General features: G+C 69.8%; 21 protein-coding genes and 1 pseudogene. 8 read left to right on the top strand and 14 right to left on the bottom strand.

All coding sequences use genetic code 11. The annotated features are described in order from the left end of the window. Window positions 1-3: 3 nt before the first annotated feature. From FIV44_RS21395 to FIV44_RS21380, 4 genes are all read right to left on the bottom strand, one after another. The gene (locus FIV44_RS21395; RefSeq protein WP_141006209.1) at window positions 4-804 is read right to left on the bottom strand and encodes an amidohydrolase family protein; all 801 of its coding nucleotides are present in this window, start codon (window positions 802-804) and stop codon (window positions 4-6) included. A gap of 20 nt (window positions 805-824) precedes the next feature. Then, window positions 825-1,574, bottom strand: a complete 750-nt coding sequence (locus FIV44_RS21390) for an SDR family NAD(P)-dependent oxidoreductase (RefSeq protein ID WP_141006208.1) — start codon at window positions 1,572-1,574, stop codon at window positions 825-827. Next, a complete protein-coding gene (locus tag FIV44_RS21385) occupies window positions 1,574-2,701 on the bottom strand; it encodes an acyl-CoA dehydrogenase family protein (RefSeq protein WP_141006207.1) in 1,128 nt (375 codons plus the stop codon). Before FIV44_RS21385 ends, FIV44_RS21390 begins: the two co-directional genes overlap by 1 nt. A gap of 80 nt (window positions 2,702-2,781) precedes the next feature. After that, a complete protein-coding gene (locus FIV44_RS21380; RefSeq protein WP_219996126.1) occupies window positions 2,782-3,933 on the bottom strand; it encodes an acyl-CoA dehydrogenase family protein in 1,152 nt (383 codons plus the stop codon). Window positions 3,934-4,036: 103 nt separating this feature from the next. Between FIV44_RS21380 and FIV44_RS21375 the strand changes: the two genes are divergently transcribed. From FIV44_RS21375 to FIV44_RS21365, 3 genes are read left to right on the top strand one after another with little or no spacing between them, the layout of a single operon-like run. Beyond that, a complete protein-coding gene (locus FIV44_RS21375) occupies window positions 4,037-5,233 on the top strand; it encodes a thiolase family protein (protein WP_141006205.1) in 1,197 nt (398 codons plus the stop codon). 23 nt (window positions 5,234-5,256) lie between these two features. Continuing rightward, on the top strand, window positions 5,257-6,015 hold the full coding sequence (locus tag FIV44_RS21370) for an SDR family NAD(P)-dependent oxidoreductase (RefSeq protein ID WP_141006204.1): 759 nt from the start codon (window positions 5,257-5,259) through the stop codon (window positions 6,013-6,015). Continuing rightward, window positions 6,012-6,779, top strand: coding sequence for a crotonase/enoyl-CoA hydratase family protein (locus FIV44_RS21365; RefSeq protein WP_141006203.1), 768 nt, complete (start codon window positions 6,012-6,014; stop codon window positions 6,777-6,779). Before FIV44_RS21370 ends, FIV44_RS21365 begins: the two co-directional genes overlap by 4 nt. Window positions 6,780-6,822: 43 nt before the next feature. On the opposite strand, the gene FIV44_RS21360 is transcribed toward FIV44_RS21365, so the two are convergent. From FIV44_RS21360 to FIV44_RS21340, 5 genes are all read right to left on the bottom strand, one after another. Next, on the bottom strand, window positions 6,823-7,503 hold the full coding sequence (locus FIV44_RS21360; RefSeq protein WP_219996125.1) for an SDR family NAD(P)-dependent oxidoreductase: 681 nt from the start codon (window positions 7,501-7,503) through the stop codon (window positions 6,823-6,825). Window positions 7,504-7,658: 155 nt separating this feature from the next. Beyond that, on the bottom strand, window positions 7,659-8,777 hold the full coding sequence (locus FIV44_RS21355; RefSeq protein ID WP_181410747.1) for a sugar ABC transporter substrate-binding protein: 1,119 nt from the start codon (window positions 8,775-8,777) through the stop codon (window positions 7,659-7,661). Window positions 8,778-8,842: 65 nt separating this feature from the next. Continuing rightward, window positions 8,843-9,679: an SDR family oxidoreductase gene (locus tag FIV44_RS21350; RefSeq protein ID WP_141006201.1), complete on the bottom strand. Its 837-nt coding sequence runs from the start codon at window positions 9,677-9,679 to the stop codon at window positions 8,843-8,845. Window positions 9,680-9,828: 149 nt separating this feature from the next. After that, complete coding sequence (locus FIV44_RS21345) at window positions 9,829-11,031, bottom strand: cytochrome P450 (RefSeq protein WP_141006200.1); 1,203 nt, start codon at window positions 11,029-11,031, stop codon at window positions 9,829-9,831. After that, on the bottom strand, window positions 11,028-11,912 hold the full coding sequence (locus FIV44_RS21340; protein ID WP_181410746.1) for an acetoacetate decarboxylase family protein: 885 nt from the start codon (window positions 11,910-11,912) through the stop codon (window positions 11,028-11,030). Before FIV44_RS21340 ends, FIV44_RS21345 begins: the two co-directional genes overlap by 4 nt. 46 nt (window positions 11,913-11,958) lie before the next feature. Here FIV44_RS21340 and FIV44_RS21335 point away from each other — a divergent pair, with 46 nt between their 5' ends. The 4 genes from FIV44_RS21335 to FIV44_RS21320 are packed head-to-tail and all read left to right on the top strand — an operon-like array spanning window position 11,959 to window position 14,556. Further along, window positions 11,959-12,234: a muconolactone Delta-isomerase gene (locus tag FIV44_RS21335; RefSeq protein ID WP_181410745.1), complete on the top strand. Its 276-nt coding sequence runs from the start codon at window positions 11,959-11,961 to the stop codon at window positions 12,232-12,234. A 3-nt stretch (window positions 12,235-12,237) separates the two neighbouring features. Next, the gene (locus FIV44_RS21330) at window positions 12,238-12,810 is read left to right on the top strand and encodes a nuclear transport factor 2 family protein (RefSeq protein WP_141006197.1); all 573 of its coding nucleotides are present in this window, start codon (window positions 12,238-12,240) and stop codon (window positions 12,808-12,810) included. A gap of 37 nt (window positions 12,811-12,847) precedes the next feature. Then, complete coding sequence (locus tag FIV44_RS21325; protein ID WP_219996124.1) at window positions 12,848-13,636, top strand: SDR family NAD(P)-dependent oxidoreductase; 789 nt, start codon at window positions 12,848-12,850, stop codon at window positions 13,634-13,636. Next, the gene (locus FIV44_RS21320; RefSeq protein WP_141006195.1) at window positions 13,636-14,556 is read left to right on the top strand and encodes a TIGR03619 family F420-dependent LLM class oxidoreductase; all 921 of its coding nucleotides are present in this window, start codon (window positions 13,636-13,638) and stop codon (window positions 14,554-14,556) included. The genes FIV44_RS21325 and FIV44_RS21320 overlap by 1 nt, the downstream gene beginning before the upstream one ends. A 7-nt stretch (window positions 14,557-14,563) precedes the next feature. Here the strand turns inward: FIV44_RS21320 and FIV44_RS33670 are convergent, their stop codons facing one another. The 5 genes and pseudogenes from FIV44_RS33670 to FIV44_RS21300 form a co-directional block, all read right to left on the bottom strand. After that, window positions 14,564-15,886, bottom strand: coding sequence for an acyl-CoA dehydrogenase family protein (locus tag FIV44_RS33670; protein ID WP_342778915.1), 1,323 nt, complete (start codon window positions 15,884-15,886; stop codon window positions 14,564-14,566). Between the two features lie 48 nt (window positions 15,887-15,934). Continuing rightward, window positions 15,935-16,227 (bottom strand): annotated as a pseudogene (locus FIV44_RS33665) (acyl-CoA dehydrogenase family protein); the annotation flags it as partial. Continuing rightward, a complete protein-coding gene (locus FIV44_RS21310; RefSeq protein WP_246086531.1) occupies window positions 16,227-17,027 on the bottom strand; it encodes an HpcH/HpaI aldolase/citrate lyase family protein in 801 nt (266 codons plus the stop codon). The gene FIV44_RS21310 and the pseudogene FIV44_RS33665, both read right to left, overlap by 1 nt. After that, a complete protein-coding gene (locus tag FIV44_RS21305; protein WP_219996122.1) occupies window positions 16,988-18,760 on the bottom strand; it encodes an AMP-binding protein in 1,773 nt (590 codons plus the stop codon). The genes FIV44_RS21310 and FIV44_RS21305 overlap by 40 nt, the downstream gene beginning before the upstream one ends. After that, window positions 18,757-19,725: an enoyl-CoA hydratase/isomerase family protein gene (locus tag FIV44_RS21300; protein ID WP_219996121.1), complete on the bottom strand. Its 969-nt coding sequence runs from the start codon at window positions 19,723-19,725 to the stop codon at window positions 18,757-18,759. The genes FIV44_RS21305 and FIV44_RS21300 overlap by 4 nt, the downstream gene beginning before the upstream one ends. Here FIV44_RS21300 and FIV44_RS21295 point away from each other — a divergent pair. Next, complete coding sequence (locus FIV44_RS21295; RefSeq protein ID WP_141006194.1) at window positions 19,705-20,787, top strand: Zn-dependent alcohol dehydrogenase; 1,083 nt, start codon at window positions 19,705-19,707, stop codon at window positions 20,785-20,787. The two genes, FIV44_RS21300 and FIV44_RS21295, sit on opposite strands and share 21 nt — an antisense overlap. Window positions 20,788-20,886 lie beyond the last annotated feature (99 nt).

The following is a 20,886-nucleotide window of genomic DNA, read 5'->3' as shown; positions in this document are numbered from 1 at the left end:
CCCTCAGGCCCAGGGCGAGTCGATCCCGAGCAACCGCGCGATCGTGCCGCCGAGGACCAGCTTGGTCTCGTCGTCGGAGAGACCGAGGGAGTCGATCGCCCTGATCTCCTCGGCGGGGCTGGTCATCGGCCAGTCCGAGCCGAACACGATCCGCTCGGCGCCGTGCTTGCGGATCAGGTCGCGCACCCGCTCGGGGCGCAGCGTGCTGAGGCTGGGCGGCCAGCTGGTCTCGAGGACGACGTCCGCACCGGCGAGCATCTCCTCCGCGTCGTCGAGGATCTTGTAGCCGCCGAAGTGGCAGGCCATCAGCCTGAGCTGGGGGAACTGGGCGGCGATGTCGCGGATCATCCGCGGACTGGAGAGCCGGTTGGCCTCCGGTGAGCCGCCCTCGCCGACGTGGGTGATGACGGCGAACTCGTCGCCCATCGCCTCGAAGATCTCCCACAGCCGAGGATGGTCCAGGGCGAAGCCCTGGAAGAGCGGATGGATCTTGACGGCACGGACGCCGTGGCGGCGCAGGCTGGCGAGATTCTCCTCGACCGGCAGGCCGACGTGGACGGTGCCGAAGCCGAAGCGGGTCTCGGAGGTGAGGCCGGCGACGAACCGGTTGACCGAGTCGACGTGCCGCGCCTCGTTGGCGATGCCCAGGCAGCAGCTGATCGCCACGCCGCTGGCCGCCATGTCGGCGGTGAGACCGCCGACGGTGCCGTCGCCGCGGGCGTCGAGGTCGGGCAGTCGGTTGGCCGACAGGGCGATCTCGGCGATCCGGTCGGGCCAGACGTGGGCGTGAGCGTCGATGATCATGGCGTCTCCAGGGATCGAGATCAGAGCTTGCCGGACTCGCCGCCGTCGACCACGAAGGTGGCTCCGGTGGTGAAGGCCGACACGGGCGAGACCAGGAGGCAGGCCAGCGGCACCAGCTCGGCGGGGTCGGCCATCCGGCCGGCGGGGATCTTGGCGATCCGCTTGGCGTGCAGCTCGGGGGACTCCGTGACCGCCTTCTGCGCCTCGGTGACGAAGGCCCCGGGCGCGATGCAGTTGACCTGGACGTTCTTCGCGGCCCACTCGGCGGCGAGCGCCTCGGTGAACCGCACGACCGCGCCCTTGGAGGTGGAGTAGGGCACCAGGAACGGCTTGCCGCGCAGACCGGTGGTCGAGGCGACGTTCACGATCCGGCCGCCCCCCTGGTCGATCATCCGTACGCCGGCGGCCTGGGCCAGCAGCATCGGCGCGACCACGTTGACCGCGAGCGCGTCCTTCCAGATGCTCGGGTCCTGGGTGGCGAACTTCCCGGCGGGGGCGATCCCGGCGTTGTTGATCAGGCCGTCGATCCGGCCGTGACGGGCGATCACCTCGGGGACCAGCGACAGCACGGACTCCTCGTCGCGCATGTCCGCCTCGACGGTGGAGATCCGTCCCTCGCCGCGGGCCGCCACCTCGGCCAGACTGTCCTTGGAGCGGGCGGCCGCCACGACGTACGCCCCTTCGGCGGCCAGAGCGAGCGCCATCGCCGCACCGAGGCCCCGGCTGGCGCCGGTGACCAGGACGACGCTGTCGGTCAGCCGGAGGTCCATCAACGCGCTCCCTTGGCCAGCCGACGGGCCAGCGAGTCGAGGAGCACCTCGGTGGCTCCCTCGTAGACCCGCAGCGGGCGGGCGTTGCGGTAGAGCCGCTCGATCTTGGAGCCGCGGACCAGCCCGAACCGGCCCATGGTCTGCACGGAGCGGTCGACCACCGCCGCCGCCGCCTCGGTCGCGTGGACCTTGGCCATCGACGAGTAGTCCAGGTGTCCCAGCGGGTCGTCCTTGGCCAGGGCCGCCGCGCGGTAGACGAAGGCCCGGGCGGCCTCGACGTCGGTCCAGGACTGGGCGAGCTTCTGGGAGACGGCGCCGAGCTCGATGAGCGGCCGGCCGAACTGCTGGCGGGTCAGGGCGTGCTCCTTCGCCTCGTCGAGAGCGGCCTGGGCCAGGCCGACACCGGACGCGGCCACCGTCACCCGGAACACGGCCAGCGTCTGGAGCATGAGCGAGAAGGCCTTGCCCGGCACGCCGAGTCGGTTGCCCGCCGGCACCCGGACGTCGGTGAAGGTCAGCTCGCCGAGGATGTGGGGCGCGATCAGGTCGGCGCCGCGCTCGATCGTGAGGCCGGGACGGTCGGCCGGGATCAGGACCATCGACCAGCCCTCGCCCTCGCGGACCAGGGTGCAGTAGAAGTCGGCGGCGCCGCCGTTGGTGATGAACGACTTGCGGCCGTTGACCACCAGCTCGTCGCCGTCGGCGACCATCGTCGTCGTGATCGCGCGCAGGTCCGAGCCGACGTCGGGCTCGGTGAGCGCGAGGCCGGCGATCGCCTCCAGCGCGGCCACCTTCGGCAGCCACTGCTCCTTGAGCTCCCCGGCGCCGCCGACGGAGAGCGAGTAGCTGCCGACCCCCTGCATGCCGAACATCGAGTCCAAGTGGGCCGATGAGTACATCAGCGCCTCGCGGACGACGGCGATCGTGAGCGGGTCGAGAGTCTCGGAGACGCCGCCGTACGCCGCCGGGACGACGTGGCGCGCCAGGCCGCTGCCGGCGAGCAGCTCGCGGACCTTGGGGTGGACGTCGACAAACTCGTCGGCCTCGTCGGCGAACGGCTCGACGGCGGCGGCGAGCGCGCGGGCCGTGTCCTGGATCTCCCGGTGTTCCGGGCTCAGGTCGAACATGGGTCCATCCTCCCTGCCGCGGTCACGGCAGTCAGTAGCGGCAGTCAGTAGCGGCGGTCGGCAGCCACAGTCGACAGCGGTCAGCGACGCTGGTCGAACCTGCGGCCGAGCACCTCGGAGACGATCCGGATCCGCTGCATCGTCGGCGTGCCCCCGGCGACGGCCCATCCGTGAGCGTCGCGGTGCAGCCGCTCGAGGCCGTACTCCTCGGTGTAGCCGTTCCCACCGTGGATCTGCATCGCCATGTCCGTGACCCGCTTCGCCATCTCGTTGGCGGTGCACTTGGCCAGCGAGACCTTGAGCGAGTCGGGCATGCCCCGGGAGTCGACCGAGGCCGCCGCCTGGTCGCGCAGCAGACGGGCGGCCTCCACCTGCAGGACCATGTCGGCGACCATCACCTGGACGCTTTGGAACTCGATGAGCGGCTTGCCGAACTGCTCACGCTCCTCGACGTACTTCAGCGTCTTGTCGAGGGCGGCCTGACCGATGGCCAGGCTCATCGTGGTGTTCCCCATCCGCTCGATGGAGAAGACGCCGAACAGCTGGCCGAAGCCACCGGCCGGCACCACGATGTTCTCCTCGGGCACCTCGACGTTGTCGAAATAGAGGTCGGCAGAGGGGATGCCACGAAAACCCATCAGCCGCTCGCTGGCGCCGAAGGTGAATCCCGGCGTTCCCTTGTCGACCACCACGGCGCCGATGCCCTTGGCTGCGGGCGCATCCGAGAGCCTGCAGTAGACGACGTACTGATCGGCCTCGCCGCCGTTGGAGATCCATCGCTTGCTGCCGTTGACCACCACGGTGCCATGGGTGAGCTTCGCCGTCGTCCGCATGTCGGTCGCAGCAGAGCCGGCGTCCGGCTCGGAGATGCCGACCGCCATCGTCTTCTCTCCGGAGATGATCGCGGGCAGCCACCGCTGCTTCTGCTCGGGTGTGCCGAGATGATTGATGACCTGGGCCGGGCCCGTGTTGGCCTCGAAGACCTGGAAGGCGGCGGGACGGCAGACTTTCCCGAACTCCTCCACGACCGCCAGTGCGTGCGCCAACGGCGCGCCCGATCCGCCGTACTCCTCGGGGTGGGCGATGCCGAGAAAGCCGAGCCCGCCGAGCTGTATCCGCTGCTCGCGCGACACGGGCGTGCGGTTGACGTCCATCTCCTCAGCCACCGGCCCGTAGACCTCACGGGCCACCTTGGCAGCGAGCTGCCGGATCTCCGCATACCCGTCGTCCACCACAACATCCTCCTCCACAGTTGTAATCATTATCCTAGATTCTCAGCAGGGGTGCGTGTCAAGCCCACGTGACACACCATGCGAATCATGATAAGCATTAACGGTGACGAAGTACCCGGAGACCGATGTCGTGATCGTCGATGCCGTGCGCACACCCAGCGGGCGAGGGAAGGCGGGGGGCGCGCTGGCGGACGTCCACCCGGTCGACCTGCTCGCCCAGACGCTGCAGACGCTGCTCGAGCGCTCACCGGCCCTGGACCCGGGCACGGTCGACGACGTCATCGTCGGCTGCGTCTCGCAGGTCGGCGAGCAGTCCGCCACGCCCGGCCGGATGGCCTGGCTCGGTGCAGGCCTTCCCGCGCACGTGCCCGCGACGACGATCGACCGCAAGTGCGGATCCAGCCAGCAGGCAGTGCATTTCGCGGCCCAGGCGATCGCCGCGGGCCAGGCGGACGTCGTCGTCGCCGGCGGGGTCGAGTCGATGAGCCGGGTGCCGATGGGCTCGGCGCGCATGGGGGCCGAGCCGTACGGCGACCGGGTCGCCCGGCGCTACGCCCCGGGCCTGGTCTCCCAAGGCGTGGCGGCCGAGCTGGTGGCAGCCCGCTGGAGGCTCTCCCGCGGGGAGTTGGACGAGTACTCCGCGCGCAGCCACGAGCTGGCGGCGCGCGCCCAGGACACCGGAGCGTTCGACCGCGAGGCCATCGCGATCGACACACCCGCAGGCACGGTGGACCGCGACGAGACCATCCGCCGGGGCACCACCGCCGAGAGGCTCGCCGGCCTCGAGGCCGTCTTCAGGACGCCCGAGCTGAGCGAGCGGTTCCCCGAGATCGACTGGTCGATCACCGCGGGCAACTCCTCCCAGATCACCGACGGGGCCAGCGCCCTGCTCGTCATGTCGCGCCGACGCGCCGGGGAGCTCGGTCTGACCGCACGCGCACGGATCCACGCCATGGCCGTGGTCGGCGACGACCCGCTGCTCATGCTGACGGGGCCCATTCCCGCTACGCACAAGGTCCTCGCCCGGTCGGGTCTCGACCTCGGCGACATCGAACACGTCGAGCTCAACGAGGCGTTCGCGCCGGTGCCGCTGGCCTGGCTCGCCGAGTTCGACGTCGACCCGGCCCGGGTCAACCCGCGCGGCGGCGCGATCGCCCTCGGCCACGCGCTCGGCGCATCCGGGGCGCGGCTGATGACGACCATGCTCCACGCGCTCGAGGACAACGACCAGCGCTACGGCCTGCAGCTCATGTGCGAGGCCGGCGGCATGGCGAACGCCACCATCATCGAGCGGCTCTGACCGCTCTCGACCCTGGAGGAATCGTGAACCTCACCGGAGCCTCGGCTCTCGTCACCGGCGGCGCGTCCGGCCTGGGGGCCGCCACCGCCCGGCGCCTGGCCGACGCGGGAGCCCATGTCGTCGTACTGGACCTCAACGAGGAGCTCGGCAAGGAGCTCGCCGACGAGATCGGCGGCTCGTCCGCCGTCGGCGACGTCACCGATCCCGCGGGCGTCGAGGCGGCGCTCGACGTCGCCGGGGAGCACGGTCCGCTGCGCGCCCTCGTGCACTGCGCCGGCAAGGGCGGCACCGTCCGGCTCGTGAACCGGGACGGGTCCGCGGGCGACCTCGACCTCTACCGCCAGCTGATCGACATCAACCTGGTCGGCACCTTCAACGTGCTCCGCCTGGCCGCCACCCGGATGGCCGCGAACGAGCCGGCCGACGGCGAGCGCGGCGTATGCGTGCTGACGGCCTCGGTCGCCGCCTGGGAGGGCCAGATCGGCCAGATCCCCTACGCCTCGGCGAAGGCGGGGGTCGTCGGCATGACCCTGGTCGCCGCCCGCGACCTGGCCTCCAAGGGCATCAGGGTCAACACCATCGCGCCCGGCGTCTTCGACACCCCCATCCTGGCTCGCTTCTCGCAGGAGATCCGCGACGGCCTCGGCGCGCAGGTGCCCCATCCGGCACGCCTCGGCCAGCCCGACGAGTTCGCGATGCTCGCCCAGCAGATCGTCGAGAACCCCTACCTCAACGGCGAGACGATCCGCCTCGACGGTGCGATCCGGATGAGCCCCCGATGACCGGCGCCGAGCTGCTCGTCGAGGAACGCGGTCGGGTGCTCGTGCTGACGATGAACCGTCCCGAGGCCAAGAACGCCATGTCGCTGGCGATGGCCCAGCAGATCGCGGACGGCCTGCAGCTGCTCGATGACCGGGCCGACCTCAGCGTGGCGGTGATCACCGGGTCCGGCGGCACCTTCTGTGCCGGCATGGACCTCAAGGGCTTCGCCCGCGGCGAGCGTCCGGTCGTGGAGGGCCGGGGCTTCGCCGGCCTGGTCAAGCAGCCGCCGACCAAGCCGCTGATCGCGGCGGTCGAGGGCTACGCGCTGGCCGGGGGCTTCGAGATCGTGCTGTCGTGCGACCTGGTCGTCGCGTCCTCCGCGGCGAAGTTCGGACTGCCCGAGGTCAAGCGTGGCCTGACCGCGGCCGCGGGCGGCCTGCTCCGGCTGCAGCACCGGATCCCCTACCACCTGGCGATGGAGCTGGTGCTGACCGGACGGATGTGGCCGGCGACCGAGGCCGCCGAGAGCCATCTGGTCAATCGGCTGGCCGAGCCGGGCAGCGCCCTCGAAGTCGCGCTCGAGCTGGCCGACGAGGTCGCCGCCAACGCGCCGCTGGCGCTGGCCGCCTCCAAGCAGGTGCTGGTGCAGTCGGCGGACTGGTCGCTCGCCGAGCAGTTCGACCGGCAGGAGCGCTTCGTCGATCCGGTCCGCCAGTCCGCGGATGCCAAGGAGGGGGCTCTCGCCTTCGTGGAGAAGCGCACACCCCGGTGGAGCGGCAGCTGAGCGGATCCGGCTCGGCGCCGGACGGGCGCCCCGCCCATCCGCATCAGTGGATGTGCGAGCCGCCGTTGACGTCGTAGGTGGCGCCGGTGACGAAGGCGGCCTCGGACGAGCACAGGAACGCGATCACCGCGGCGACCTCGGCGGCCTCGCCGATACGACGTACCGGGGTCGCCGCGATGATGGCCTCCCGTCGTTCGTCGGTGAGCGCGCCCGCCGTGATGTCCGTCGCGATCGAGCCGGGCGCGACGGCGTTGAAGGTGACCCCGGTGCCGGCGTACTCGCGGGCCAGGGCCTTGATCATCCCCAGCACCGCCGCCTTGCTCGCGCTGTAATGCACGCCCCCGAAGTATCCCCCGCCGCGCTGACCGGCCGCGGACGACACCGTCACGACACGTCCGCACCCCTGCGCGACCATGCCAGGGAGGAACGCCTGCGTCGTGTGGAACTGGCTCTCCACGTTGACGGCGAAGACCCGACGCCAGCGTTCGACGCTGGTGTCGGCGAACGGCGTCGGGTCGGTGATGCCAGCATTGTTGACCAGGGCCTGGACCGGGGGAAGCCTGTCTCCGACGACATCCACCGCGGCGCGAACGGCCTCCGGATCGGTCAGGTCGGCGACGACGGGGAGCACCGCGGCTCCGCGCGCCGCCAGCGCAGCGACGACCGCGTCGACCCCTTCGGCGTCTCGGTCCACGACGGCGACCGCCCAGCCCTGCTCGGCCATCCGATCAGCCGTGGCGCGGCCGATCCCCCGGGGGACCCTGCGCCTGTGATGACGACAGTTCGCTCAGCGGCCATCGCCGACTCCTCTCCGGTCCTCCCGGTCCTCGTGCCCGGCCTGTCGGGGCCGGGCACGAGGACGGAAAGCGGGTCCGTGGATCAGTTGACGCCCCAGAGCTTGAAGTACTGCTCTTTGACATCCTCCACGACGGGGAAGATCTCCGAGGCCGTCGGCAGGGTCTCCTTGGTGACGACCCAGTTCGGGATGACCGAGGTGTCCTCGAGCGGCACGCCCGCGAACAGCCGCGCCAGTGCGTCGACCTGGGCGAACATGGCCTCGTAGTAGGGGAAGGTGACGGTAGCCGACTGCTGGCCGCTGTCGATGTACTGCAGCGTGTTCTCGTCGGGGCCGTCGCCGATCACCCGGATGTCGTTGAGACCGGCGGCCTTGAGCGCCGCGGGCAGACCGGCACCGAGAGCACCGTCGATGGACAGGCCCACGTTCTTCACGTTCGGGTTCGCACGAAGGTATCCGACGATCCGGTCCGGGACGTCCTTGCCGAGGGCGGTCACCGGGATGTCGATGACGTCGACCTTGCAGTCGGGACAGTACTTCTCATAGGTCTGCTCGAAGCCCTCCCTGAGCGGCTGGAGGATCTTGAACGCGGAGACGTCCACCCACACGGCGTCGCCCTTGCCGTCGCTCTGGTCGATGAGGTAGCCGGCCATCAGCTGGCCAGGCTCGAAGTTCTGCTCGGAGCCGACGATGACGTACTTGAGAGCGTCGTCGGGCTCGTCCGTGGTGCAGCACGCGACGACCTGGATGCCCGCCTCGGCCGCCTGTCGCAGCTCCTGGTCGAACACGGCACGGTCGGTCGCGGAGTAGATCACACCGTCCGGCTTGGTCCGCAGGATCTGGGCCCAGGCCGCCTTCACCTTCTCGGGTGTGCCGTCATTCGCGATATTCGAGAAGCCCCAGCCCAGCGCGTCCGTGGCCTGCTCGATGATGTCCGCCTCGAGGTTGCAGGTCGAGGTGCCGCAGCCGATGAAGACGATGTTCTTGCCCGTCGGGATGGGCTTGTCGATCGGCGTCTTGTTGGGGATCTCGGTGGGCTGCTCGTAGAAGGGCTCCATGAAGGCGCGCACGGCATCGAGATCAGCGGCCGAGACCTCGGAGCCCTCGTCATCGCCCGACGACCCACAGGCGGTGGCGACCGAGAGAGTCACCGCCATGACCAGAGCCACGCCCATTCTGCGGGCGTGCTTCGTGAACTGCATTGTTGTTCTCCTTCTCGGGTTTCTGCGTCGGACGACGCGGGTGGAGCAGTGGTCTTGCACGGACCTCAGGAGTGACGACCGCCCTCGTACATCCCCATGGGCTCCGCCCATTCACCGCGGGCGAACGGGGAGTCGCCGGGCGCATGGGTGTAGCCCGCGTCGACGTTGAAGGTGCTGCCGGTGACGAACTGGGCGTCGTCGCTGGCCAGGAAGGCCGCCGCGGCGGCGATGTCCTCGGGCAGACCGTTGCGGTCGAGCAGATCGCTGTCCTTCAGCGCCACCGAGGCCGCGTCGAGGTCCTTCACCTGGCCGGTCGAGATGTCGGCCGTCATCTGGCTGAGGATCGACCCGGGAACGATGGCATTGGCGCGCAGCCCGTAGGGCCGGATCTCCGCGGCCACCGACTGGCAGAGTCCGATGATGCCGGCCTTCGTTGCGCTGTAGACATGGGGTCCGACACCGCCCACCAGCCCGGCCGGGCTGGCGGTGGCCAGGATGACGCCGGAGCCTCGGGGCTGCATCACGCGGACGGCGTGCTTCATCGAGTAGATGGCACCGCGCAGGTTGATCGCGATGGTCGACTCGATGTCCTCGGCGCGCAGCTTGGAGATCGGGCCGAGTGCGCCCATCACGCCGGCGTTGGCATAGAGGACGTCGAGACGACCGAACGTGGCGACGGCGGCATCGACGGCCGCGGCGACCGACGACTCGTCGCTGACGTCGGTGCGGACGAAGACGGCCCGATCGCCCAGCTCGTCGACGACGGCCGCGCCGGCGTCCTCCTGGACGTCCGCGATCACGACGGAGGCGCCCTCGGCGTGGAACCGCCGAGCGCTTGCCCGGCCGATGCCGCTCGCGGCACCGGTCACGAGAGCCGTACGTCCTTCGAAGCGCTGGCTCATGCTGCATACTCCCTGTGGTCTAGGTCACTTGCGGTAATCATGCTCACCATATTCATCGTTGTCAATCATTCATGCGCATCAATCCCGGTTTTCTCACACGAAGGGGGACCGCGCATCACGCGATCCCCCTTCGTGTGGACAGCCACAGGTCAGCGCCGGTCCCACTCCAGCTCCATGGACTGCAGGCTCAGCTGGACCCCGCGCTCCATCAGGCCGTCGGGATCGACCACCCGGTAGTCGGGAATCCGCTTGTGCCATTCGCGCAGCGCCACGACGATCTCGTGGCGGGCCAGGTGCATGCCGATGCAGCGGTGGCCCCCCGCACCCCATCCAAGATGCTTGCCGAGGTTGTCCCGGTCCGGGTCGAACGTGGTCGGGTCGGCGAACTCCCGCGGGTCGCGGCAGGCCTGGGCGATGCCGATCCACACGACATCGCCCTTCTTCATGTGGACACCGTGGAAGTCGACGTCCTCGGTGACCTCACGCCCCGGCTGCATGATGAGGTTGTGCAGCCGCACGAACTCCTCGACGACGTCGGGGAGCCGGTCGGTGTTCTCGATCACGTAGGTGCGGTGGTCGTCGTTGAGCGCCAGATCGCGGAAGATGTAGCCGAGCGCGCTCCGGGTCGTGTCGAGACCGGCCGTCATCATCGTCATGCAGACCGTGAGCAGGTCCTCGTCCGAGAGGAGCGAGTCACCCATCGGCGTCTGCAGCAGGTAGGTGAGGAAGTCCGTCTCCGGGTCGCCCGGGTTCTTCCGCCGCTCCTCGAAGGCGGGCGCGAAGTAGGCCTTGATCTTGTCGACCGCGGCGTGCCCACCCTCGCCCCCGAACGCGCCGCCGAAGATGGCCTCGACCCACTGCACCATCTGAGGACCGTCCTCGACCGGCATCCCGAGGATCTGCAGCAGCAGGTCGGTCGGATAGCGCATCGCGAAGCCGGTCATCATCTCGTGACGGCCCTCGCCGATGAGCTCGTCGATGAGCGAGTTCGCCCGCTCCACCATCAGCGGCTCGGCCTTGCGGACCGCAGCGGGCGAGAACCAGCGGTTGAGCAGCCTGCGCATGTCGTTGTGCTCAGGTGCGTTGAGCATGTTCGGCAGGAAGTAGATGGCGTCCTCACGCGGATTGATCGCCTGGATCACGTCGTTGCTGAACAGCTTGGGCTGCTGCATGACCTCCAGCACCTGGTCATGACGCTGGACCATCCAGAAGCCGACGCCGTGAGCGTCGTTCCACATGATCGGCGCCTCCTCGCGAAGGTCATCGAGCAGCTTCCAGTACGACAACGCCGGCTTGGCCGGGGTGAAGTCGGTGTGGTTCACCGGGCAGCCGGTGGGTGGGGAGATGGTCATCGCAGGATCCTTTGGTCGGCGAGATCGTTGAAGGCGAGGAGCACTCGGGACATCCGAGCCTCCCCCTGTCGGAGAACTGGCAGCTCGGCCAGCGGATTGACGATGTGGGAGAGCGTCGGCATCTGCTCCCAGGTCGCCGGGGTGAAGTCGACCGAACCGGCTCCCTGCCAGGAGTCGATCAGCTTCACGTCGTAGTTGGCCGGCGGCGAGCAGGTGCAGTAGGCAGCATCGGCCTGGCCCCACTCCCCCGTCCGTGGGATGTACTTGTAGTACAGCCGACTGCCTCCGGCCACCGTCAGACCACCCTTGGCCGGGACCGCGTCCGCCTCCGCGGCGAGATCCCACGGAGCCAACTCGAGACCGTTCAGCGTCATCCGACAGAACTCCCGGTCCTCCCAGGACGCCTGCACCGTCGTGCTGCCGCCGGCCACCTGCCACGGCGGCACCTCGGCGAACATCTTGGGCAGGCCGAGCTCCTCGCGGCCGGGAAGCACGGGATCGGGGATGCTCTCCCACATGACCACGACGAAGTCGCCCTCGGCGACGTCCTCGGCACCCCGGTAGGTGGCGCCGAACAGGACCTCGACCCAGTTGTAGCCACGACCGGCGAGCCACGCGAAGTCGGTGTTGAAGAGCGCCTGCACCGTGACCCGACCGTCCGGGGAGGGCTCGAAGCCCGGGGGCAGCAGCCGACCGACCTTCTCGGGGTCGGAGTAGTAGGTCACCGACAGGGTGGTGTTCTTGGACCAGGTGCCGTTGAAGTCCCTGCCACCAGGCCCCTGGCGAGGCCCGACCGTCGGTCCGAATCCGAACGGCATCCGGCGGATCCCACGCCCGGTCGCCGTCGCCACCGGGGGCGAGTTGCTGATAACGGTGTTCATAAATAGTATGGTAGGCGTCACGCTTCCCAGAGTGCAAGGAGTGCCGGTGGAGTTTCTCGTCGAGCTGGTCTTCGATGCCGAGTCCGTCCCCGTCCAGGAGCGTGACGAGCTCCTGGCCCGTGAACGGGAGACCGCCCTCGAGCTCAAGCGCACAGGCGTCATCCAGCGCATGTGGCGGGTCGAGGGTCGCCCCGCGACCGTCAGTGTCTGGCGTGCCCAGGACGCCGAGGACCTGGACCGCCGGCTCGGGACGCTGCCGCTGCGCCCTCACCTGACGGCGAGCGTCACCGCCCTGGGCACGCACTATCTCGAGGAGGACTGAGCCGTGGACTACCTGGCCGCCACCAGCGTTGCCGAGCTCACCAGCGCCGACGATCTCGCGGCGACGGTCGCCGAGCTGTGCGACAAGGAGGCGATCCGGAACCTGGTCGCCCTGTACTCGATCGCGCGGGACGACGACGACATCGACCGGCTGACGCCGTTCTTCGCCGAGGACGGCATCTTCGAGATCGGCGGCTCCCCAGTGCAGGGCCACGCCGATCTCCGCGCCTTCTACCTGGCGAACATGCACAAGTACCGCACCAGCAACCACGTCACCCACACCCACGTGATCGAGCTCGCCGGCGACAGCGCCACGGGCGTGGTCACCGGTCACGCGGAGCTCGCCTACGCCGGGACGCTGATGGTGGCCGGCTACCGCTACTACGACGACTACGTCCGTCAAGACCGCCGTTGGATGTTCGCCCACCGGCGACTGCGGTTCATGTACGCCGTCCCGGCGGACCAGCTGGCCACGAGCTTCGTCGACCACCTCCGCATGCGCTGGCCCGACGAGGAGCCGGCCTCCGCCGACATCCCGGAGAGCCTCGACACCTTCCCGATCGCGGTCGACTCCTGACGACCGCCGACCATCCGAACCCAGGAACGAGGAAATCGTGCAGAACAAGACCAGCCTGATCACCGGCGCCGGCCAGGGCATCGGCCGTGCCATCGCCCAGGAGTTCGTCCGTCGCGGAGGCGGCCACGTGGTGGTGGCCGACCTCGACGCGGACAACGGGGCGGAGACGGTGCGCCTGCTCGAGGGCCTGGGCGGCACGGCCACCTTCGTGCAGGTCGATCTCCGGAACGGCGACCAGGTGGTGCAGATGGTGCACGACGCCGCGGACGCGGCGGGCGGGCTCGACGTGCTGGTCAACAACGCCGGCATCACCGACACCCTGCTGCAGGGCCAGACCACCATCGAGTCGCTGACGCTGGACACCTGGACGGCGGTGATGGACGTGAACCTCAAGGCCATGTGGATGGCCACCAAGGCGGCGGCCCCCCTGCTGCGCGCCTCCACGCGGAACCCCGCGGTGGTCAACGCCGGCTCCGTCGCCGGCATGACCGGCTATCCCGAGCACCCGGCCTACTGCGTCTCCAAGGCGGCCGTTCTGCAGCTGACCCGCGTCGCGGCGATCGACCTGGCTCCCGACATCCGGGTGAACGCGTTCTGTCCGGCCACGACCGACACCCCCATGCGCCGCCAGTTCATCGAGGCCGCCGACGACAAGGAGGCGCTGGACCGGTTCCTCACCGCCTCGCACCTGATCCCTCGCGCCGGCAGCGTCGAGGAGGTCGCGAACGTGGCAGCGTTCCTGGCCGGCGACGAGTCCACCTTCCTCACCGGCACCACGGTCGCGGTCGACGGTGGATCACTCGCCTGGCGCGGCTCGCACGCCTGATGCGGGTCGTCCTGCTGCACCCGCTCGCCGAGCCCGCGTGCGCACCCGGGCTCAGCGACGCTGCGGGCACGCTCGCCGTCGCCCGCGCGGCGCAGACAGCGGGATTCGACGCGATCGGCTTCGCCGACCACCCCGCACCGAGCCGGCAGTGGGTCGACCACGGCGGGCACGGGGCGTTCGACCCCCTCACCGCCCTGGCATTCGTGGCCGGCGTCACCGATCGGATCCACCTGCTCACCTACCTCGCGGTACTCCCCTACCGGAGCCCGTGGCTCACGCTGAAGCAGGCCACCACCGTGGACCGCCTCAGCGACGGTCGGCTCTCGATGACCGTCGGCGCCGGCTACCTGCGCTCGGAGTTCAGCGTCCTGGGCAAGGACTTCGCCCGCCGCAACGAGGATGTCGACGCCTGCCTGTCCCTGCTGCGCAGCGCGTGGGGAGCCCATGATCACCCGGTCGTCAACGACGGCTACCACGGCACGGTGGTGCTCGATCCCGACCCGGTGCAGGACCGGTTGCCGTTGCTGATCGGCGGCAACAGCGCGGCCTCGCGTCGACGAGCGGCCACCGTCGGCGACGGATGGTCGCCGATGATCTACGACGCGAGCTGGAGCGCCGGGAACCGGACCGCGCCGCTGTCCGACCTGGCCGGGCTCGCTGCCGGCGTGGCGGACCTTCACGCCCGGTCCGAGGAGGCCGGGCGCGAGCCGAGCTCGCTCACCGTCCAGGTCGACGTACCGGGCGACGCCCGGCTGGCGCTCGACGCGCCGCTCGAGCAGCACGTCGATGCTCTTGCCGCGCTGAGCGAGGCCGGCGCCACCACGGCGGTGCTGCGCCCTCCGGCGTCGTCACTGACAGCCTGCCTGGAGGCGGTGCAGCGGTGGGGCGAGGAGGTTCGGGGCCTCGCCGCCGAGGTCTGATCACCGCTCAGTCCTCGGGGATGCCACCGTCCGGGATCACCGACATCAGCCCCGCGCGCCTGCAGGTCATCACCAGCTCGTCCCGCTGGTTGTAGCCGCGGTGCTCGAACCAGACGATGCCCGAGTCGGTGCGGCTGCTCGACAGCCGCTTGTCGAGGATCGTGGTCTCGCCCCGCAGGGTGTCCCCGTGGAACACCGGCGCCGGGAACCGGACTTCCTCGTAGCCGAGGTTGCCCAGGGTGGTGCCCATGGTCAGCTCGGGCACGTGGAAGGCGCCGATCAGGGCGACGGTGAACAGGCTGTTGACCAGCGGCCGGCCGTGGATCGTCGACCTGGCGTACTCGGCATCGAGGTGGATCGGCGCGACGTTCATCGTCAACGAGGTGAAGAGGACGTTGTCCATCTCCGTGACGGTGCGGCGGAACGCGTGCTTGTAGACCCTGCCGACCTCGAACTCCTCGAAGTAGAGACCGCGCACGCTTGCTCCTCGGGTGGGTGTTGTCGCGTCAGTAGCTGCGGGCAGGCCGAGCACGTGCTCGGACACGTAGTTGAGGACCATCTCCTGGCTGATCGGTGCGATCCGCATCAGGCGCGCCTCGCGGAAGTACCGCTCCACGTGGTACTCGCGGCTGTAGCCCATGCCGCCGTGTACCTGCAGCGCGACGTCGGCCGCCTGATAGCCGGCCTCGGCACAGAGCCACTTCGCATAGTTCGCCTCCGCGCCGCAGGGCAGACCCCGATCGACCATCCAGGTCGCCTTGCGGAGAACCGCGTCGGCGGCCTCGAGCCGGATCTTCGCCTCCGCGAGCTGGAAGGCCAGGCCCTGGTTCTGTCCGATCGGACGACCGAAGACGACCCGCTCCCGGCCGTACCGGACGCCGCGGCGCAGCGCGGCCTCGCCGATGCCGAGCATCGCGTTGGCGGCGACCACACGCTCGGCGTTGAGGCCGGTGAGGATCACCTCGAACCCCCGGCCGACCTCGCCGACGACGTCCTCGTCTGCGACGAACAGCTCGTCGATGAAGAGCTCGTTGCTGTCCACCGCGTTGCGGCCCATCTTCGGGATCGGCCGAACGGTCACCCGCTCGCGATCCATCGGCGCGAAGAACACGGTGAGGCCGTCGGTCCTCCGCTCGCACCGGTCCTTCGGCGTGGTCCGGGCCAGCAGCAGCATCCGCTCCGCCTGGCGGGCATTCGAGATCCACACCTTCTTGCCACTGACCGACCACCCGCCGTCGACCTTCGTGGCGAAGGTGGAGATCGCGGTCGTGTCGGTTCCGGCGTCGGGCTCGGTGACGGCGAAGGAGATCTGGAGGTCCCCCTTCGGCACCCGCGGCAGGAACCGCTGTTTCAAGTCCTCGCTCGCATGCTGCAGGATCGGCTCGAAGCCGAAGATGCCGATATGGACCGAGCTGCAGCCGCCCATGCCGGCACCGGACGCGGCGATCTCGCGCTCCACGATCGCGGCCTCGGTCACGCCCATCCCCCGCCGCCGTACTCCTCGGGCACGGTCAGGCCGAGCCAGCCACCCTCGGTCATGGCCGCGTAGAACTCCCAGGGGAACTCGTGCCTCTCGTCGCGCTCCAGCCAGTACTCGTCGGGGAACGCCTGGCACAGCGCCCGTACCGCCCGGCGGATGTCCTCGTGGACGGGATCAGGGGTGTAGTCCATCACGCCTCGCCGCGGACCTGGCGCGCGTGGGCCAGCCAGTCACGGGCCTTGTCGGCGTGCGCCAGGTCGACGTGCTGGCCCCGGAAGCGCACGGCACCGTGTCCCTCGGCCGTCGCCTTCTCGACAGTCGCGACCAGGTCCTCGTAGTAGGCGATGTCGGCATCGGAGGGGGTGTAGACCTCGTTGACCACCGCGACGTGCGAGGGGTGGATGATCACCTGGCCGCGGAAGCCGAGCTGCAGTCCGTAGTCGGCGAAGGCTCGCAACCCGTCGAGATCGGCCAGGTCCTCCCAGAGTCCGGTGAGCGGGTGCAGTCCGTTCTGCCGGCAGGCCAGCAGGATCCTGCTGCGCAGGTAGAGCGTCTCGGAGCCCTCCGGGGACTGCCGGTATCCGACCGCGCGGGCGATGTCGGCGTGCTCGGAGGTCGGCCCGATCATCGCGCCGACCCGGGGCGAGGCGGCGGCGATCTCGAAGCAGTTGGTGATCGCGCCGACCATCTCGACCGGGACGATCATCTCCAGCCCTTCGGCGCCGTTGCGGGCCTCGAACCAGTCGATCAGCGTCCCCCAGCGCAGCACGTCGGTGCCGTCCTCGATCTTCGGCGTGAACAGTCCGTCGAGCTCCGGACAGACCACCGCCTCCAGGTCGGCCCCGGCCAGCCGCGTGGCCAGCGCGTTCGGTCGGACGAACAGGCCGAGCCGCGCGTGCTGCGCGCGCAGCTCCGCGAGCGTCGTCCGCGCCATCTCCCGGGCCGAGGCCTTCAGATCGCCCGGGACCGAGTCCTCCAGGTCGAGGACCACGCAGTCGGCGCCGGACGCGGCCGCCTTCGCCGCCCACTCCGGCTTGTGCGCGGGACGAACAGGACGGTGCGGTAGGGGTGCACGTCAGCGGGCCGCCGCACGGTCGTGGGTGTCCTCCGTGACACCGAGCTCACGAAGCTTGGCCTTCTGCACCCGCTGGGAGGGGTCTTCGGGAGATCGTCGACGAAGCGCAGGAACCGCGGCACCGCGAACGACGGTATCCGGCCGTCGCAGTGCTCCCACAGCTCCTCGGGGGTCAGGTCGGCTCCCTCGGCCAGGATCACGTAGGCCATCACCTCGTCCTCGCCGGCCTCCGTCGAGGCCGGGACGGCGATCACAGCGGTCTCCACGACGCCGGGGTGGGCCAGCACCGAGGTCTCGATCTCGTAGGAGGAGATGTTCTCGCCACGACGACGCAGCGCGTCCTTGAACCGGTCGACGAAGTAGAACCAGCCGTCTTCGTCCCGCCTCAGCGCGTCACCGGTGTGGAACCACAGGTTGCGCCAGACCTCGACGGTCTTGTCGGGCATGTTGAAGTAGCCCATCGAGGAGATGAACGGCACCTTCGGCCGGATCACCAGCTCGCCGACCTCACCGACCGCCACCGGCTCGTCGTTCTCCGGGTTCACCAGCTCGACGTCGAACCAGTCGACGGCAGCCAGGCCGGCGGCGCCGGCGGGGCGGTCCTCGCCGTACGGACTGATGATCGGGGCGGACGTCTCGGTGAGACCGAAGACCTCGACGAACGCCTCGATGCCGTAGCGCTCCTTCATGGGGCCAACGATCGAGGACGCCGTCGGCGCCGCGAACACGCAGCGCAGCGGGTTGTCCGCGTCGTTCTCGCGGCGATCCTGCTTCCAGACGAAGTCCATCATCACGCCGATGAAGTTGGTGACCGTCACCCGGCTCTCGCGGATCTGGTCGATCCATCGGCTGGCCGAGAATCGGCTCCGGACGACGAAGCGGGCGCCCGCGACGAGGGTCGGATAGGCGGCCATGAACTGGGCGTTGCCGTGGAACAGGGGGGTGAGCGCCATCCAGGTGTCGTCCGCGGTGAGGCGGACCAGCGAGACGCACTCGTCGGCGAAGAAGTACATCTGCGCATGGGGCATGGCGACGCCCTTGGACGGTCCGGTGGTCCCCGAGGTGAACAGCACCGAGGCCAGGTCCTGCGGCCGGACGACGGGCAGATCGACGCCCTCGACGGGCTTCTCGAGCTCATCCCACGCAGCCGCCTGCCAACCGTGCTCCCTGAGGACGGCGATCGCCTTGTCCTGGCTGCCGGTGTCGATCACCCAGAACTTCGTGATGTCCTTGGCCGCGCCGGCGATGGCGACGAACCGCTCGGCGAAGACGTCGTCGATGACGGCCAGCCTCGCCTCGACCGTGCCGACCTGGTGGGCCAGGAAGTCGTGCTCGTAGGCGGTGTTGATCGGCACCTCGACCAGGCCGGCCATCGCCGTACCGATCCAGGTGCGCACGAACCGCGAGGAGTTCGCGGCCACCAGCACCACGCGGTCGCCCTGGCGGGCACCGGCGGCCAGGAAGGAGCGGCCGACCGCCTCACCGGCGGCGAGCATCTGGGCGTAGGTCCAGGTCGCGCCCTCCTCGGGCGCGTCCAGCCAGATCGCGTCGCCGCGCTCGGCGGCGTGGTGGCGCAGCACCGTGGGCAGTGCCCACTGCGAGCGGTCGGCGAAGGTGGGGTCGAGGTCGCGGTAGTGGCGGAAGGTCATCGTGGCTCCGTGTCGTTCGGGTCGCGGCGCGGGCCGCGGAAGTCGGGTCGGCGCTTCTCCAGGAAGGCATTCGCACCCTCGCGCATGTCCTCACTGCCGATCGCCTGGATCAGGCTGGTGACGCCGGCGTGCATGTCGGCGCGCGCGGCGTTCCACCACAGGTTCGAGGACACCTTGGCGATCTCCAGATAGCGCGGACTGAGCTGATGGATCTCGCCGAGCCAACGGTCGACGGCCTCGGCCAGCTCGCCGTCCGCGACGACCTCGTTGACGAGGCCCATCGTCAGCGCCTGCTCGGCCGAGTAGCGCCGACACAGCATCGCCATCTCCTTGGCGCGCTTCTCGCCGATCTGCACCGACATCACCTGCGTGGCACCGAGCACCGGCGCGGAGCCGACCCTCGGCCCGGTCTGACCGAAGGTCGAGCGCTGTGTCGCGATGGCGAAGTCGCAGGCGACGACGAGCTCGTTGCCGCCACCCGCCGCGGCGCCGTCCACGGCGGCGATCACCGGACGCGGGCAGGAGCGGATCGCGTCCACCAGCCGCCACGAGGCGGTGAACAGCTCACGCAGCTGAGCCGGATCGGGCTCACCGAGCTGGTCGAGGGCGCCGCCTGCGCAGAAGGCACCGCCCGCGCCGGTGAGAACCACCGCGTCGACGTCGACGGCGCTCTCGAACGCCGTGATCATTCGCTGCGCCATCGTCAGGTCATAGGCGTTGCGTCGCTCCGGCCGGTCGATGGTTACCCACAGGGCGTCACCGCGACGTTCGACGTGTACGCCTTCGGGGGCACCGCTCACAACGCTCCTCCCGTTGTTCCTGCACTCATCATGGACCACGCCCGAGTCCTCGGAGGGACGCACGATTCCGAAGAATCTATGGTGTTCATGATCAGAAATATAGGGTAGCGTCGGAGCACTGGCAAGAGCGTCGAGGAGCAACCCATGAAAGCCGCTGTCCTGCACGAGTTCGGGTCCGAGCTGTCCATCGAGGAGGTCGAGCTCGCCGACCCCGCGCCCGACGAGGTCGTCCTCCGTACCGTCGCCTCGGGCGTGTGTCACACCGACCGCACCATGCAGAACGGCGCCAATCCCCTCCCTCTCCCGCTGGTCCTGGGCCACGAGGTCTCCGGCATCGTCGAGGCAGTCGGCCGCAACGTCACCTACGTGAGGCCGGGGGATCCCGTGGCCACCTGCGCCTCCTCCTTCTGCGGGCACTGCCGCTGGTGCCAGGTCGGCCAGCTGCACCACTGCGAGAACAAGGGCCGCGCACGTCCCGCCGGCCAGCCGCCGCGGCTCAGCCAGGGCGACACTCCCGTCGAGCCCTTCGTCGGCCTGGGCGGCTTCGCCGAGCAGCTGCTCGTGCACGAGCGCACCCTGGTGAGGCTCCCCGAGGAGATGCCGCTGGACAAGGCCGCCCTGTTGGGCTGTGCCGGCATCACGGGCCTCGGCGCCGTCCGGCACGCCGCGCGGGTCCAGGCCGGCCAGACCGTTGCCGTCATCGGCTGCGGCGGGGTGGGCCTCAACGCGGTCCAGGGTGCTCGCCTCGTGGGCGCATCCCGGATCATCGCCGTCGACCGGATACCGGAGAAGCTGGAGATGGCGCGCCGCATGGGCGCCACCGAGACGGTGAACGCCGCCGAGGACGACCCGGTGGCGGCCGTCCGAGAGCTGACCGGCGGCGTCGGCGTGGACCACGCACTGGAGGTGGTCGGCCTCGAGGCGACCATCGAGCAGGCCTTCGCGATGCTCGACACGATGGGCACCTGCACCATGGTCGGCGTGCCGCGACCGGAGATGAAGGTGAGCATTCCCGCCGTCGAGCTTCTCCTGGAGAAGCGACTGCAGGGCACGAAGTTGGGCTCCACCCGCTTCCGCCTGGACATCCCTCTCTACTGCCGGATGTACCTCGACGGTCGGCTCGACCTGGACACGCTGCTCAGCGAGACCGTCGCGATGAGCGAGGTCAACCGCGCGCTCGAGCAGCTGGACAACCCGGTGGGTGCGCGTACTCTGCTGACCTTCTGAGCCCGCAGCGGCGGGCCGCCAGCCGCCATGCGGCGCGGAGGCGGGCCCGCCGCTGCGGGCCTCGCCCGAGGACACCCTCGAGCGAGGCCCGCGGCGCGG

This window comes from Nocardioides humi (assembly GCF_006494775.1).
In the GTDB taxonomy this organism is placed as follows: domain Bacteria; phylum Actinomycetota; class Actinomycetes; order Propionibacteriales; family Nocardioidaceae; genus Nocardioides; species Nocardioides humi.
The sequence above is the reverse complement of the archived record's forward strand: the minus strand, read 5'-3'. Positions and strand labels throughout refer to the sequence as shown.